The following is a 14,317-nucleotide window of genomic DNA, read 5'->3' as shown; positions in this document are numbered from 1 at the left end:
GTCAGGAGTCCTCTCCGGAGATGTGGGGTAGCAGGAAGTCCTCGATCGCGTCCGCGGTGAGGGCTGCGGTGGGTTTCCTCTTCGGGTTGAGGTCGTGTCCGACCTTCTCGAGTTCGACGATGTGTGTCGGCGCGTCGATGAGGCCGATCGCGCGGGTCATCTCGTCGGTGGTGCCGAACGGGTCGGTGCTCCCGTGGACCACGAGGGTGGGGACGGTGATCGACGGCAGGTGTTCGGTGCGCAGTCGGTCGGGCTTGCCCGGCGGATGCAGCGGATACGACGTCAGCAGCAGGCCGTCGGCCAGAGTTGTTCCGTCCTCGGCGACGGCCATCGAGGACTGTCGCCCGCCATAGGAGTGGCCACCCACGATCAACGGCCCGTCGGACTCGGCGCGCAGCGTTGCGCACGCGGCACGGATGCCGTCCCGGTCGGCGGCGGCGGTGGACGGGCTGGGCGGGCCCTTGGGCCGGCGCCGTCGATACGGCAGGTCGATCCGGGCGACGACGAACCCGCGGTCGCACAGTTCCTCGGCCAGGGCACGCAGGATCACGGCCTCGCGGTTGCCGCCTGCGCCGTGGGCGAGGACGAGCGTGGCACGTGCCGGGATCCCCGGGCGGTGTACCTCGGCGGCGACGTCGTCGGACTCGATGGTGGTGACGGTGGACGCGGACACGGCTGCCACCGTAGCGCCTTCGGAGGTGCTCGCGGACTTCTCCGATCCCTGAGGAGGCCCGGAGCCTGCGGAGGGCCGTCTCCCCGATCCCTGAGGAGGCCCGGAGCCTGCGGAGGGCCGTCTCCCCGATCCCTGAGGAGGCCCGGAGCCTGCGGAGGGCCGTCTCCCCGATCCCTGAGGAGGCCCGGAGCCTGCGGAGGGCCGTCTCCCCGATCCCTGAGGAGGCCCGGAGCCTGCGGAGGGCCGTCTCCCCGATCCCTGAGGAGGCCCGGAGCCTGCGGAGGGCCGTCTCGAAGGGTGCGACGTGGCCGGACGCGCCACGCGGGGTGCTCATGAGAAACTGGAGGACAACCCGTATCCGTACCCGTTCTCTACCGAAGTTCTCGTTCGAGGAGTAGTTCCATTCCCACCTTCGCCGACACCACCTTCACCGATCCGGCACGTATCCGGAACTTCTGCATCATCGCCCACATCGACCACGGCAAGTCGACGCTGGCAGACCGGATGCTGCAGCTCACCGGCGTCGTCGAAGAGCGGCAGATGCGGGCGCAGTACCTCGATCGAATGGACATCGAGCGCGAGCGCGGCATCACCATCAAGGCGCAGAACGTCCGTCTGCCCTGGACGGTGAAGTCGGCGGAGGGCGACGAGGACTACGTCCTGCACCTCATCGACACCCCCGGGCACGTCGACTTCACCTACGAGGTGTCCCGCGCTCTGGAGGCGTGCGAGGGAGCTGTCCTGCTCGTCGACGCCGCGCAGGGCATCGAGGCCCAGACCCTCGCCAACCTGTATCTGGCGATGGAGAACGACCTCACCATCATCCCGGTGCTGAACAAGATCGACCTGCCCGCGGCCGACCCCGAGCGCTACGCTGCCGAACTCGCGCACATCGTGGGTTGCGAGCCGGAAGACGTGCTACGTGTGTCGGGCAAGACCGGCGTCGGGGTCACCGAGCTGCTCGACGAGGTCATCCGGAAGGTGCCGGCCCCGGTGGGCGACTCCGACGCCCCGGCGCGCGCGATGATCTTCGACTCGGTGTACGACACCTATCGCGGCGTGGTCACCTACGTCCGCGTCGTCGACGGCAAGATCGTGCCGCGGGAGAAGATCCTGATGATGTCGACCGGCACGACGCACGAGCTGCTCGAGGTGGGCATCGTGTCCCCGGAACCGAAGCCGACCACGGGGCTGGGTGTCGGCGAGGTCGGCTACCTCATCACCGGCGTGAAGGACGTCCGCCAGTCGAAGGTCGGCGACACCGTCACCACCGCCCGCCGGGGTGCCGAGCAGGCGCTGACGGGGTACCGCGAGCCGCGCCCGATGGTCTACTCGGGGCTGTACCCGCTCGACGGCTCCGACTACCCGGTCCTGCGTGAGGCGCTCGAGAAGCTGCAACTCAATGACGCCGCCCTGACCTTCGAGCCGGAGACCTCGGTCGCGCTCGGCTTCGGGTTCCGCTGCGGCTTCCTCGGCCTGCTGCACATGGAGATCACCCGCGAGCGTCTCGAGCGCGAATTCAACCTCGATCTGATCTCGACCGCCCCCAACGTCGTGTACCGGGTGGTGATGGAAGACGGTTCGGAACATGTGGTGACCAACCCGTCGGACTGGCCGGAAGGCAAGACCCGGCACATCTACGAACCCATCGTGAAGACCACGGTCATCGCGCCGAGCGAGTTCATCGGCGCCATCATGGAGCTGTGCCAGTCGCGTCGAGGCGAGCTCGGCGGGATGGACTACCTGTCGGAGACGCGCGTGGAACTGCGGTACACGCTGCCCATGGCCGAGATCATCTTCGACTTCTTCGACGCCTTGAAGTCGCGGACGCGCGGCTACGCCAGCCTCGACTACGAGGAGGCGGGCGAGCAGGAAGCCGACCTGGTGAAGGTCGACATCCTGCTCCAGGGCGAAGCCGTCGACGCGTTCAGTGCAATCGTCCACAAGGACGCCGCGTATGCCTACGGCAACCGGATGGCGATCAAGCTCAAGGAGCTCATCCCGCGTCAGCAGTTCGAGGTCCCGGTGCAGGCCGCCGTCGGCTCGAAGATCATTGCGCGCGAGAACATCCGAGCCATCCGTAAGGACGTGCTCGCGAAGTGCTACGGCGGCGACATCAGCCGTAAGCGCAAACTGCTCGAGAAGCAGAAAGAGGGCAAGAAGCGGATGAAGACCATCGGCCGCGTCGAGGTCCCGCAAGAGGCCTTCGTGGCCGCGCTCTCCACCGACGCGGTGGGTGACAAGCCGAAGGGGAAGTGATGGGCGACGGGCAGACCGGGAGTGGGGAGACGATGACCGCAGCACAGGGCACCAATCCGGTACTGGCGCAAAGCGGCCTGCCCTACGATCTCCCCGACTTCGCATCGATCTCCGACGATGACTTCCTGCCGGCGTTCACCGAGGCCATGGCGTCGCATGTGGCCGAGGTGGAGGCGATTGCGGCCGATCCCGCGGCGCCCACCTTCGCCAACACGATCGAAGCCCTGGAGCTGTCGGGGCGCGACCTGGCCCGGGCGTCGGGGATCTTCTTCAACCTCGTCGGGCCCGACACGAACCCCAGACGCAACGAGATCTCCCAGGAGCTGTCGACGCTCCTGACCGATCACGCGAACACGATCGCAATGAATCCGGTTCTCTTCGAACGGATCTCCGACCTCCACTCGCGCGCCGACGAACTCCATCTCACCGAAGCTCAGCGCCGGCTGCTCGACAAGCGGTACCGGGAATCGGTCCGCGCCGGAGCCGGACTCGACCCCGACGCACAGGGTGAGATGCGAAAGATCGCTTCCCGCCTGGCCTATCTCACGACGACGTTCTCCCAGAAGATCCTCGACGACACCAACGACTCAGCGGTGCTCGTCGACGATGCCGCCGAACTGGACGGTCTGTCGGCCGGACAGATCGCCGCCGCCCGCCGTGCCGCCGGCGAGGCCGGGCACGACAGCGGATACCTCCTCACGCTCGAACTGCCGACTAGTCAGTCGGTGCTCACCGAATTGACGAATGCCGATGTGCGCCGGCGGGTGTTCGACGCGTCGGTGGGGCGGTGCGCCCGAGGCAACGAACACGACACCCGGGAACTGGTCCTCGAGATCGTCCGCCTGCGGGCACGCCGAGCAGAGATGCTCGGCTACCGGGACCACGCCGAATACGTGATCGCCGAGCAGACGGCGCCGCACCCGGGGGCCGTCGACGACATGCTGCGCGAGCTCAACTCCTCGGCCATGCGTGCCGGTGGCCGCGAACTCACCCGGCTCACCGAGTTCGCAGGTGACGCGCCGCTCGGCCCCGCCGATCTCACCTTCTGGCTCGATCGGGAGAAGCGGTCGCGCTCGGCGGTGCCGCTCGACGACTTCGCGGACTACTGCGAACTGGACGCGGTGCTGACCCGGGGTGTCTTCTTCGCCGCGAACAAGCTGTACGGCCTGACCTTTCGGGAGATCACCGATCTCCCGCTGTACCACCCGGATGTGCGCGCCTGGGAGGTACGCGACGACGCGGGCGTCGGTATCGGGCTCTTCCTCGGCGACTTCTTCGCCCGGCCGTCGAAACGCGGCGGGGCGTGGATGAACAACATCGTCGACCAGTCGTCGGTCCTGCACACCCAGCCGATCATCGTGAACGTGCTGAACCTGACCAAACCCGATGCCGGACAACCGTGTCTGCTCACGATGGATCAGCTCACCACGCTCTTCCACGAGTTCGGGCACGCCCTGCACGGATTGCTGTCGTCGGTCGACTACCCGTCGCAATCCGGGACGTCGGTACCGCGGGACTTCGTCGAGTTCCCGTCGCAGGTGAACGAGATGTGGGCGCTGCACCCGGACGTGCTGGCGAACTACGCCCGGCATCACGAGACCGGAGAGCCGATCCCGGCCGAGCTCGCCGATGCGGCGCGGGAGTCGGCGGGAGCCGAGTCCGCGCACGGCACCATCGAATACCTCGCCGCATCCTCGCTGGACCTGGCCTGGCACCGGTTGTCGGTGGCGGAGGCCGAGGCGGTGGCCGACGTCGAGGCCTTCGAGGCGCAGGCGCTCACCGACGCGGGATTGCACACCGAGCTGATCCCGCCGCGCTACCGGAGCTCGTACTTCAACCACATCTTCGGTGGCGGCTACTCCGCCGGCTACTACAGCTACATCTGGTCGGAGGTGCTCGACGCAGAGACCGAGCAGTGGTTCCTCGCCGAGGGCGGGTTGCGTCGTGAGAACGGCCGCCGGTTCGCCGACGCCACTCTCTCCCGCGGAGACAGCGTGGATCCGCTTGTCGCACACCAGGGCCTGATCGGTCGCCGGCCGCGTATCGAACCGCTGCTGCGGCGCCGGGGGCTCGCGGCCTGATCGGGTCCCGGTCATGACGACGACGCGCACCCCGCGCCGGGACCTGTCGGCGTTCGCGGTGCTGAGCATCGTGACCGCGATCGTCGTGATCGGTCTCAAGCTGATCGCGTGGCGGGTCACCGGCTCGGTCGGTCTGCTTTCCGACGCGCTGGAGTCCACCGTCAACCTCGTTGCGGCGATCGGTGCGTTCGTCGCGCTGCGGGTGGCGGCGAAGCCGCCGGACCGTAGCCACAACTTCGGGCACACCAAGGCGGAGTACCTCTCGGCGGTGTTCGAGGGGGTGATGATCGTCGTCGCGGCGGTCGTCATCGTCGCGACGGCCGTCGACCGCCTGCTCCACCCGGAGGAACTGGACGAAGTCGGCATGGGACTGGCGATCTCGGTGGGCGCGACGGTGGTCAACGCGGTCGTCGGCTGGGTGCTCGTCCGCGCCGGTCGACGTCATCGGTCGCTGACCCTCGAGGCCGACGGCAAACATCTCATGACCGACGTGTGGACGACGGCCGGCGTGGTGGTCGGTGTGTTCCTGGTCGCCGTGACCGGCTGGCTGCCGCTCGACCCGCTGATCGCCATCGCGGTGGCTGCCAACATCCTCGTCGTGGGCGGACGGCTGGTCTGGCGATCCGGTGCGGGACTGATGGACTCGGCGCTGCCCGACGACCTGCGCGCCGCGATCGACGCCGTCCTCGCGCGTCACCGCGCCGACCGGATCGACTTCCACGACGTCCGCACGCGGGAGGCCGGCCATGAACGGTTCGTCCAGTTGCACATGCTCGTCCCCGGTGACTGGTCGGTGCAGCGCGCGCACGACCTGGCCGAGACGATCGAGGACGAACTCCGCGCCGCGGTCGACGATCTCACCGTGACCCTGCACGTCGAACCGATCAACGACCCACGCGCCTACGAGGACTGGCGGCTGGACTGAGCGCGTTTCGGCTCGTCGCGCTCAGTGATTCGCCGGCTGGAAGGTGGCCTGGTGGGCGGCTTCCTCGGCGCGGATCACATGCATCACCGCGTTGATGAGGGCGAGGTGGGTGAACGCCTGCGGGAAGTTGCCGAGGTGCTGTCCGGTCTTGGCGTCGATCTCCTCGGCGTACAGCTTGAGCGGGCTCGAGTAGGACAGCAGTCGTTCACACAGCGTCTTCGCCCGCGGCAGTTCGCCGATCTCGACGAGGGCCGACACCAGCCAGAACGAGCAGATGGTGAACGTACCCTCTTCGCCGCTGAGACCGTCGTCGGTCTCCTCGACCCGGTAGCGGAGCACCAGTTCGTTCTCGGTGAGTTCGTCGGCGATCGCGAGAACCGTTGCGCGCACCCGGGGGTCGTCCGGCGGCAGGAACCGCAGCAGCGGGACGAGCAGCAACGAGGCATCGAGCGCGTCGTCGCCGTAACGCTGGGTGAACACCCCGCGCTCGTTGACCCCGTGCGCCAGGACGTCGGCCCTGATCTCCTCCGCGATCGCCGCCCATTCGCGCGCGTGCGCCTGCTCGCCGTGCATCGTCGCGAGGCGTGACCCGCGGTCGAGCGCGACCCAGCACATCACCTTCGACGACGTGAAATGCTGCGGCTCCCCACGCACCTCCCAGATGCCGCGGTCGGGGTCCTTCCAGTGCTTGATCGCTTCTTCGACCTGGGCCTTCAACACGGGCCACAGCGTCTCCGGCACCGCCTCGTGCGACTTGATGTTGAGGTACACCGAGTCGAGCATCGTGCCCCAGATGTCGTGCTGTGCCTGGTTGTACGCGCCGTTGCCGATACGGACCGGCCGGGCGCCGTCGTAGCCGGAGAGATGGGTCAGCTCTTCCTCTTCCAAGGTGCGCTCGCCGCCGACGCCGTACATCACCTGCAGCGGATGACGTTCCCCGTTGGTGATGCCCGAGACATCGGCGATGAAGGAGAAGAAGTCGTCGGCCTCGCGGTCGAGACCGAGCGTGTACAGACCCCACAGGGCGAAGGTCGAGTCACGCACCCACGCATAGCGGTAGTCCCAGTTGCGTTCGCCCTGAGGTGTTTCCGGCAGCGACGTGGTCGCGGCGGCGAGCAGTGCACCGGTCGGGGAGTAGGTGAGTCCCTTCAGCGTGAGGGCCGAACGCTGCAGATGCGAGCGCCACGGATGATCGGGGAAGCTGCCGATGTTGATCCACTGCCGCCACGACTCGCTTGTCGCCCACATCTTCTGGGCGGCTTCCTCGAAGTTCTGCGGCGCCGGCTGCCGGGACCAGCTGAGTGCGACGAAGCGGTTGTCGCCTTCGACGAGCCGGGTACGCGCCCGCGCTTCGCGACCCTCCAGACCCAGCCGGAGGTCCGTGGTGAGTTTCAGGGTGGGCGTGTCGGCATCGGTGTCCTTGGCGGTCGCGATCGCCTCGCCGTAGGCCGGTCCCGAGTACTCCCACTTCGTCGTCCCGCGGTGGTAGTCGAAGGCGGGTTCGCAACTCATGTGCAGTTCGACGGTGCCGGACACGCAGCGCACGGTGCGCAGCAGGATGTGCTCGGCGTCCCAGTCGGTGGGCGTCCGGCGGTGCGTCTTCGAGCGACGTTCGTTGTCGTGCCACGGACCCATGACCAGTGCGTCACGGACGATGATCCAACCGGTGTCGGTCTGCCAGGTGGTCTCGACCATCAGGCTGCCGGGCAGGTAGCGCCGATCCACCGGGACGTTCACGCCGTAGGGCGCCAGTCGGAAGTGGCCGGCACTACGGTCGAGGATGGCGCCGAAGACGCTCGGGGAATCGGGCCGGGGTATGCACATCCACTCGACGGAGCCGTTGCGCGCGATGAGACAGTTGGTCTCGGTGTCAGACAGGAACGCGTAGTCGCCGATCGGCGGGAAGGCGCTCGTGTGCGACGGTGCCGGGGGAGCCGCCGGGGAGACGTCGGCGTCGGCCGCGGTCCCGGATGCCCGCGGCGGCACGGTCGGCAGGGACGTTACGGTGGAGTCATCTGCGACAGACATGAGTTCCATCATTGCGACGGGTTCTCGCCGACGCCACTCGGCTCCCGTGAGCGAGACAGTGGCGGTGATCACGGACTCGGAGCGACGCAGATGCCGCGGACGGGTGTACGGCTCCCCGCGGGAACGGATGCACGGATGACGGGGTGATGAGGTGTCGGCGTTCTTCGACTGGTGGGACAGCGTGGAGGAGTGGCTCACGGGCCTGTCCTTCGTGCCCCAGTTGCTGGTGACCGTCGCCGTCGTGATCCCGGTGGCGATCCTCATCGCCTACGTGCTCAGTCTGCTGGTCGACGCCGCCGCCACGCTGGTCGACCGACGCCGCTTCGCCGACGACGACGGGACCGGATTATGAAGAAGATACTGCGTTCGCCGGTCACCTTCGCGCTGCTCGCGCTGCTGGTCCTGGTCATCATTGCCTGGCTTGTCACGGGCTGAGCGTCCCGAGCTGGTCGTCGCCGGTTGATCGGTGGGTTCGGCGACCCTTCGTGACGGCCCTCCGCAGGCTCCGGGCCTCCTCAGGGAGCGGGTGGTGTTCCGGCCCTCCGCAGGCTCCGGGCCTCCTCAGGGAGCGGGTGGTGTTCCGGCCCTCCGCAAGCTCTGGGCGCTCCTCAGGGAGCAATGGCTATGTCGTTCTTTCGGATCAGGGAGCGGGAGGAGCGGACGGCTCAGTGTCCGGCGGGCACCACTCGTTGATCCGCCGCCGTGCGGTAGAGCGACCCGATCGCCTCGATGACGTCCGGATGGGTGCCGAGGGGACCGGCGACGAGGGTGTCGTCGACCAGGGCGTCGAGCGCCGACTCGACTCGCTCGGTGAGCAGTCCGGCCGACAGGAAGTACGGACTCACCGCGATACGTCGGGCACCGCCGGCGCGGAGTCGGCGCACCGCCGAGACGACGGCGCGGTTGTGCGGCCCCAGCTTGGTCGCGAAGACCACCTCGACCGGACGGTGGAGCCGTGTCGAGAGTTCGATCGCCCGTAGGCGCACCGAACGATCGGCAGCCGGGTCGGAGGAACCGACCGCGGACAGGATCACACCGTCGTGGGGGCCGAGGCCGGCCTCGATCAGACGGTCCGCCAGTGCCCCGGCCAACGACCGGGTCCCCATGACGTCGGTCTGCCGGGCGGTCGGACGTCGCGACGCGATGATCGACGGTAGGTCGATCTTGTGGTGGTACCCCGCCGACAGCAGCATCGGTACGACGACGGGACCGTGGTGCGGCGAATCCGACCCGCCCAGCTGTCCGAGGACGTCGCCCACGAGTGGCTCGTCGAGGTCGAGATAGGAAAGCACCACCTCGACACCGGGCAGGCTCGACGCGACGGCGTTCCGCACACGGCGCGCGGTCGCGCCGAAGCGCGGATCGCGACTGCCGTGTGCGGCGAGGACGAGAGTCGGTGTCACACCAACTCTTTGAGATGGAGCGGCGCCAAAGCGTCGCCCACGAGGCCCGCGGCCAGCGTGTTCCCGCCCTGCGGGTCGATGACCAGGAAGCTGCCCGACTCCCGGTTGACCTGGTAGTCGTCGGCCGGGATCGGCTCGGCGGTCTGCACCGAGATCCGCACGATCTGGTTGAGCTCCACCGATTCCGGAGCCTCCACCAGGGCGAGGTTCTGCTCGTCGAACAGCGCGTCGAGGGCGCCGACGATCGCCTGGGTGGTCTTGGTGCCGTGCTTGAGGAGCAGGCGAGCGCCCGGGCGCAGCGGCTTCTCGGCGAGCCAACAGACCGTTGCGCTGAACTGCTGCAACGGTTCCGGGGCGTCAGCGGCGGCGGCGATGAGGTCGCCGCGCGAGATGTCGACGTCGTCTGCCAGCAGAATCGTGACACTGCGTCCGGTGTGCGCGGTGGGCAATTCGCCGTCGGCGGTGTCGATCTGGCTGACGGTGGTCCGCTGCCCCGACGGCAGGACGACCACCTCGTCGCCGACGGAGACCCGGCCGGCGGCGATCTGACCCGCGTAACCGCGGTAGTCGGGGTGTTCCGGCGTGCGGGGACGGATGACGTACTGGACCGGGAACCGCAGGCCGACGTCGTTGCGCTCCACCAGATTGGGCACGGTCTCGAGATGCTCGATGAGTGTCGGCCCGTCGTAGAAGGCGGTGGTCTCCGAGCGGTGGGCCACGTTGTCGCCGTGCAGCGCCGACACCGGGATCGCGGTGACCTGCTCGTCGGACCAGCCCAGCGACCGGGTGAGTTCGGCGAACTCAGCGGAGATCTCGGCGAACACCGACGCCTGATCGGTCACGAGGTCGATCTTGTTGACCGCGAGCACCAGCTGGGGCACGCCGAGCAGGGCCATCACCGCGGCGTGGCGGCGGGTCTGGGCGACGACGCCGGTGCGGGCGTCGACGAGCAGGATCACCAGCTGCGCAGTCGACGCACCCGACACCGTGTTGCGGGTGTACTGGACGTGCCCGGGGGTGTCGGCGAGCACGAACGAGCGCGCGGGAGTGGCGAAGTAGCGGTAGGCGACATCGATGGTGATGCCCTGTTCGCGCTCGGCCCGCAGCCCGTCGACGAGCAGCGACAGGTCCGGGGTGTCGAGACCGCGGTCCACCGACGCCTTCGTGACCGCGTCGATCTGGTCGGCCAGAACGGATTTCGTGTCGTACAGCAGGCGGCCCACCAGCGTCGACTTACCGTCGTCGACGCTGCCCGCGGTCGCGATGCGGAGGAGATCAGGAGCGTGCTTCATCAGAAATATCCTTCGCGCTTACGGTCTTCCATGGCGGCCTCGGAGACCCGGTCGTCGCCACGGGTGGCGCCACGCTCGGTCAGCCGCGACGCGGCGACCTCGGCGAGCACGGCCTCGTTGTCCGTGGCGTCGGACAAGACCGCGCCGGTCGAGGAGCCGTCGCCGACGGTGCGGTAGCGCACCGAGAGTCGCTGCACCTCTTCGCCTTCGCGGGGACCGCCCCAGACTCCCGAGGTCATCCACATGCCGTCGCGCTGGTAGACCTCGCGCTCGTGGGCGTAGTAGATCGACGGGAGGAGCACCTGTTCGCGAGCGATGTAGCGCCAGATGTCGAGCTCGGTCCAGTTCGACAGCGGGAACACCCGCACGTGCTCGCCCGGGGCGTGGCGGCCGTTGTAGAGGTTCCACAGCTCGGGGCGCTGTCGCTTCGGGTCCCACTGGCCGAAGGCGTTGCGCAGCGAGAAGATCCGCTCCTTGGCGCGCGACCGCTCCTCGTCGCGGCGACCGCCGCCGAACACCGCGTCGAAACGGTTCTCGGTGATCGCGTCGAGCAGGGGGATGGTCTGCAGCGGGTTGCGGACCCCGTCGGGGCGCTCGGTGAGCCGGCCGTCGGCGAGGTAGTCCTCCACCTTGGCCACGTGCAGCCGCAGGTTGTGCCGTTCCACGACCTGGTCACGGAACTCGAGGACCTCGGGCAGGTTGTGCCCGGTGTCGACGTGCAGCAGCGAGAAGGGCAGGGGCGCAGGCCAGAACGCCTTGAGCGCGACGTGCAGGAGCACGGTGGAGTCCTTGCCGCCGGAGAACAGGATCACCGGCCGCTCGAACTCTCCCGCGACCTCGCGGAAGATGTGGATCGCCTCGGACTCCAGGGCGTCGAGTGTGGTGAACTCGTCGGCCTCCGCGGCGGCGCCGCTCGTCTGGGCAGCGGCCACGCCGGGCGTCGCCGGAACGGACGGTGTTTCGGTCACGGTCATGCGTGCAGCCCACATTCTGTCTTGGCGCGACCGGCCCAGCGGCCGCTGCGCGGATCGGATCCGGGTTCGGGTTTGGCGGTGCACGGTGCGCACCCGATCGAGGGATATCCCTCGTCGACGAGCGGATTCACCAGCACGCCGTTGGTGTCGATGTAGTCCTGCATCGTCTCGTCGGACCAGGCCGCGATCGGATTGATCTTGACCAGTCCGAAGCCCTCGTCGAAGGAGATGAGCGGCGCGTTGGCCCGAGTCGGTGCCTCCACACGACGGATGCCCGTGATCCACGCGTCGTACCCGGCGAGCCCGGCCTTGAGCGGCACGACCTTCCGCAGTCGGCAGCATTCGCCCGGGTCGCGGGCGAAGAGGTTGCGGCCCAACAGTTCGTCCTGCTCGGCGACGCTGTGCTCGGGGGTCAGGTTCACCATCTCCACGCCCGGTCGAGCGAAGCGAGGGGCAGAATGGTTATAGACCTGCTCGACGGCGTCGCGGGTGCCGATGGTCTCGGCGAAGTGGTACCCGGTGTCGAGGAAGAGCACCTTGACCGGGTCGCCGTCGAGCAACTCACGGTCGATGTTCTTCACGGCGAGGTCGACCAGGGCCGCGTCCTGCATGTTCGACGCGACGACGAAGTTGGTGCCGAAGGTCTGCGCGGTCCAGCGGATCAATTCCTCCGGGGTGGCGTCGGAACCGAGGTCCGCAGCACCCTTCTCGGCGATGTCCCGCAGCTGGTCCTCGCTGAAGCGCCGGCCCGTACGGGTGGTGGTCTCGATGGTCATCGCAGCGCCTCCTCATCGGCACGAACGGCCCACTGCGCGAACCGTTCACCCTCTTCGCGTTGGTCGACGAAGTTGCGGACCACGCGCTCGATGTAGTCGCCCAGTTCGGTACCCAGCACCTTGTGCTGGCGCAACTTGCGACCGAAACCCGAGTCCAGGCCCAGGCTGCCGCCGAGGTGGACCTGGAAGCCGTCGGTCTGATTGCCGTCGGCGTCCTCGACGAGCTGTCCCTTGAAGCCGATGTCGGCGATCTGCGACCGTCCGCAGGAGTTGGGGCAGCCGTTGATGTTCACCGTGATCGGCACGTCGAGCTTCGAGTTGATGTCCGCGAGCCGCTCGTCCAGTTCCGGGGCGAGGACCTGTGAACGCTTGCGGGTCTCGGTGAACGACAGCTTGCAGAACTCGATGCCGCTGCACGCCAGCAGGTTCCGACGCCACCGGGTCGGCCGGCCGTGCAGGCCGAGCGGCTTGAGCTCGTCGATCAGCCACTCGACCTTGTCGTCGGGGACGTCGAGAACGATCAGCTTCTGGTACGGGGTGAAGCGCACACGGTCGGAACCGGCCGCGGCGACCGCGTCGGCCGCTTTGGTCAGGATCGTGCCAGAGACGCGACCGGCGATGGGGGAGAAGCCGACCGCGTTGAGGCCGTTGCGCAGCTTCTGCACACCGATGTGGTCGATCGGGCGCTCGGGCTTCTCCGGCGCCGGGCCGTCGATCAGCTTGCGCCCCAGGTATTCGTCCTCGAGCACCTGGCGGAACTTCTCGATGCCCCAGTCCTTGATGAGGAACTTCAGCCGCGCCTTGGCGCGCAGACGCCGGTACCCGTAGTCGCGGAAGATCGAGACCACGGCCTCCCAGACGTCGGGCACCTCGTCGAGCGGCACCCAGGCGCCGACGCGCTGGGCGAGCATCGGGTTGGTGGACAGTCCGCCGCCGACCCAGAGGTCGAGTCCGGGGCCGTGCTCGGGATGCACGACGCCGACGAACGCGACGTCGTTGATCTCGTGGACCACGTCCTGCTGGCCCGAGATCGCGGTCTTGAACTTGCGCGGCAGGTTCGAGTACTTCGGGTCGCCGATGTAGCGGCGGACGATTTCGTCGATGGCCGGGGTGGGGTCGAGGACCTCGTCGAGGGACTCGCCGGCGAGCGGCGAACCCAGCACGACGCGGGGGCAGTCGCCGCAGGCCTCGGTGGTCTGCAGCCCCACGCCCTCGAGGCGCTCCCAGATGGTCGGGACGTCCTCGATGCGGATCCAGTGGTACTGGACGTTCTCCCGGTCGGAGAGGTCGGCGGTGTCGCGGGCGAACTCGGTGGAGATCTCACCGAGGGTGCGCAGCTGAGCGACGTTGAGCGCACCGCCGTCGCAGCGCACCCGCATCATGAAGTGGCTGTCCTCGAGGATGTCGATGTTCTCGTCGCCGGTCCAGGTGCCGTCGTAACCCTCGGCGCGCTGGGTGTAGAGACCCCACCAGCGCATCCGGCCGCGCAGGTCCTGTTTGTCGATCGAGTCGAAACCCTGCTTGGAATAGATGTTCTCGATGCGCGCACGCACGTTGAGCGGGTTGTCGTCCTTCTTGACCTGCTCGTTGGGGTTCAGCGGCTCGCGATAACCGAGCTTCCACTGACCCTCGGCGCGGCGCTTGGTCGGACGGGCCTTGCGGGCCGGGCGCGCGGGCTTCGCGGCGACCGGCTCTGCAGCGGCAGCGTCGTTCGGTGCACCCGGACCGGAAGCGGCGGGGGCGTCGGTGGTGGACGTCATGAACTCTCCTGTGCCGGCGCACAGGGCCGGCGTTCGTTGCACGAGTTACGGGCTGAAACGTGCCGGCATCCCCAGGGAATCGGGGACAAATCGGGGCCGAGACGTCGCTAGATGCGACAGAAAGCGCTGTTGACGCGCTTGAGATC

The 14,317-nt window shown here is 68.1% G+C and carries 11 protein-coding genes; 4 read left to right on the top strand and 7 right to left on the bottom strand.

Annotated elements, in window-relative coordinates:
• Nucleotide 1 precedes the first annotated feature (1 nt).
• Nucleotides 2-682, bottom strand: a complete 681-nt coding sequence (locus B1818_RS12220; protein WP_078112905.1) for an alpha/beta fold hydrolase — start codon at nt 680-682, stop codon at nt 2-4.
• A gap of 393 nt (nt 683-1,075) precedes the next feature.
• Between B1818_RS12220 and lepA the strand changes: the two genes are divergently transcribed.
• Genes lepA through B1818_RS12205 form a run of 3 tightly spaced genes read left to right on the top strand, consistent with a single transcriptional unit; the run spans nt 1,076 to nt 5,938 of the window.
• Nucleotides 1,076-2,932 carry a translation elongation factor 4 gene (lepA, locus tag B1818_RS12215; protein WP_078112904.1) on the top strand — a complete coding sequence of 619 codons (1,857 nt, stop codon included), beginning with the start codon at nt 1,076-1,078 and terminating at the stop codon, nt 2,930-2,932.
• Nucleotides 2,933-2,964: 32 nt separating this feature from the next.
• Nucleotides 2,965-5,013 carry a M3 family metallopeptidase gene (locus B1818_RS12210; protein ID WP_078112967.1) on the top strand — a complete coding sequence of 683 codons (2,049 nt, stop codon included), beginning with the start codon at nt 2,965-2,967 and terminating at the stop codon, nt 5,011-5,013.
• 13 nt (nt 5,014-5,026) lie between these two features.
• Nucleotides 5,027-5,938, top strand: coding sequence for a cation diffusion facilitator family transporter (locus tag B1818_RS12205; RefSeq protein ID WP_078112903.1), 912 nt, complete (start codon nt 5,027-5,029; stop codon nt 5,936-5,938).
• Between the two features lie 21 nt (nt 5,939-5,959).
• On the opposite strand, the gene B1818_RS12200 is transcribed toward B1818_RS12205, so the two are convergent.
• Nucleotides 5,960-7,966: a glycoside hydrolase family 15 protein gene (locus tag B1818_RS12200; RefSeq protein ID WP_078112966.1), complete on the bottom strand. Its 2,007-nt coding sequence runs from the start codon at nt 7,964-7,966 to the stop codon at nt 5,960-5,962.
• Nucleotides 7,967-8,117: 151 nt separating this feature from the next.
• Here B1818_RS12200 and B1818_RS12195 point away from each other — a divergent pair, with 151 nt between their 5' ends.
• Nucleotides 8,118-8,318, top strand: a complete 201-nt coding sequence (locus B1818_RS12195; protein WP_055475487.1) for a hypothetical protein — start codon at nt 8,118-8,120, stop codon at nt 8,316-8,318.
• 313 nt (nt 8,319-8,631) lie between these two features.
• Here B1818_RS12195 and B1818_RS12190 read toward each other — a convergent pair whose 3' ends face one another.
• Genes B1818_RS12190 through B1818_RS12170 form a run of 5 tightly spaced genes read right to left on the bottom strand, consistent with a single transcriptional unit; the run spans nt 8,632 to nt 14,171 of the window.
• On the bottom strand, nt 8,632-9,369 hold the full coding sequence (locus tag B1818_RS12190) for a sirohydrochlorin chelatase (RefSeq protein ID WP_078112902.1): 738 nt from the start codon (nt 9,367-9,369) through the stop codon (nt 8,632-8,634).
• Nucleotides 9,366-10,661: a sulfate adenylyltransferase subunit 1 gene (locus B1818_RS12185; protein WP_078112901.1), complete on the bottom strand. Its 1,296-nt coding sequence runs from the start codon at nt 10,659-10,661 to the stop codon at nt 9,366-9,368. Before B1818_RS12185 ends, B1818_RS12190 begins: the two co-directional genes overlap by 4 nt.
• Nucleotides 10,661-11,650, bottom strand: a complete 990-nt coding sequence (cysD, locus tag B1818_RS12180; RefSeq protein ID WP_176455919.1) for a sulfate adenylyltransferase subunit CysD — start codon at nt 11,648-11,650, stop codon at nt 10,661-10,663. The genes B1818_RS12185 and cysD overlap by 1 nt, the downstream gene beginning before the upstream one ends.
• Nucleotides 11,632-12,411, bottom strand: a complete 780-nt coding sequence (locus tag B1818_RS12175; protein ID WP_055475483.1) for a phosphoadenylyl-sulfate reductase — start codon at nt 12,409-12,411, stop codon at nt 11,632-11,634. Before B1818_RS12175 ends, cysD begins: the two co-directional genes overlap by 19 nt.
• Nucleotides 12,408-14,171: a nitrite/sulfite reductase gene (locus B1818_RS12170; RefSeq protein ID WP_078112900.1), complete on the bottom strand. Its 1,764-nt coding sequence runs from the start codon at nt 14,169-14,171 to the stop codon at nt 12,408-12,410. The genes B1818_RS12175 and B1818_RS12170 overlap by 4 nt, the downstream gene beginning before the upstream one ends.
• Nucleotides 14,172-14,317 lie beyond the last annotated feature (146 nt).

The sequence above is a fragment of the Gordonia sp. IITR100 genome (assembly GCF_002009645.1).
GTDB classification, from domain to species: domain Bacteria; phylum Actinomycetota; class Actinomycetes; order Mycobacteriales; family Mycobacteriaceae; genus Gordonia; species Gordonia hongkongensis.
This window is presented reverse-complemented; position numbering and strand designations above follow the sequence as displayed.

Coding starts and splice junctions, on each gene's coding strand:
- B1818_RS12200 (WP_078112966.1), bottom strand. CDS start 7,966: ATGTCTGTCGCAGATGACTCCACCGTAACGTCCCTGCCGACCGTGCCG.
- B1818_RS12185 (WP_078112901.1), bottom strand. CDS start 10,661: ATGAAGCACGCTCCTGATCTCCTCCGCATCGCGACCGCGGGCAGCGTC.
- B1818_RS12210 (WP_078112967.1), top strand. CDS start 2,965: ATGACCGCAGCACAGGGCACCAATCCGGTACTGGCGCAAAGCGGCCTG.
- B1818_RS12205 (WP_078112903.1), top strand. CDS start 5,027: ATGACGACGACGCGCACCCCGCGCCGGGACCTGTCGGCGTTCGCGGTG.
- cysD (WP_176455919.1), bottom strand. CDS start 11,650: ATGTGGGCTGCACGCATGACCGTGACCGAAACACCGTCCGTTCCGGCG.
- B1818_RS12175 (WP_055475483.1), bottom strand. CDS start 12,411: ATGACCATCGAGACCACCACCCGTACGGGCCGGCGCTTCAGCGAGGAC.
- B1818_RS12170 (WP_078112900.1), bottom strand. CDS start 14,171: ATGACGTCCACCACCGACGCCCCCGCCGCTTCCGGTCCGGGTGCACCG.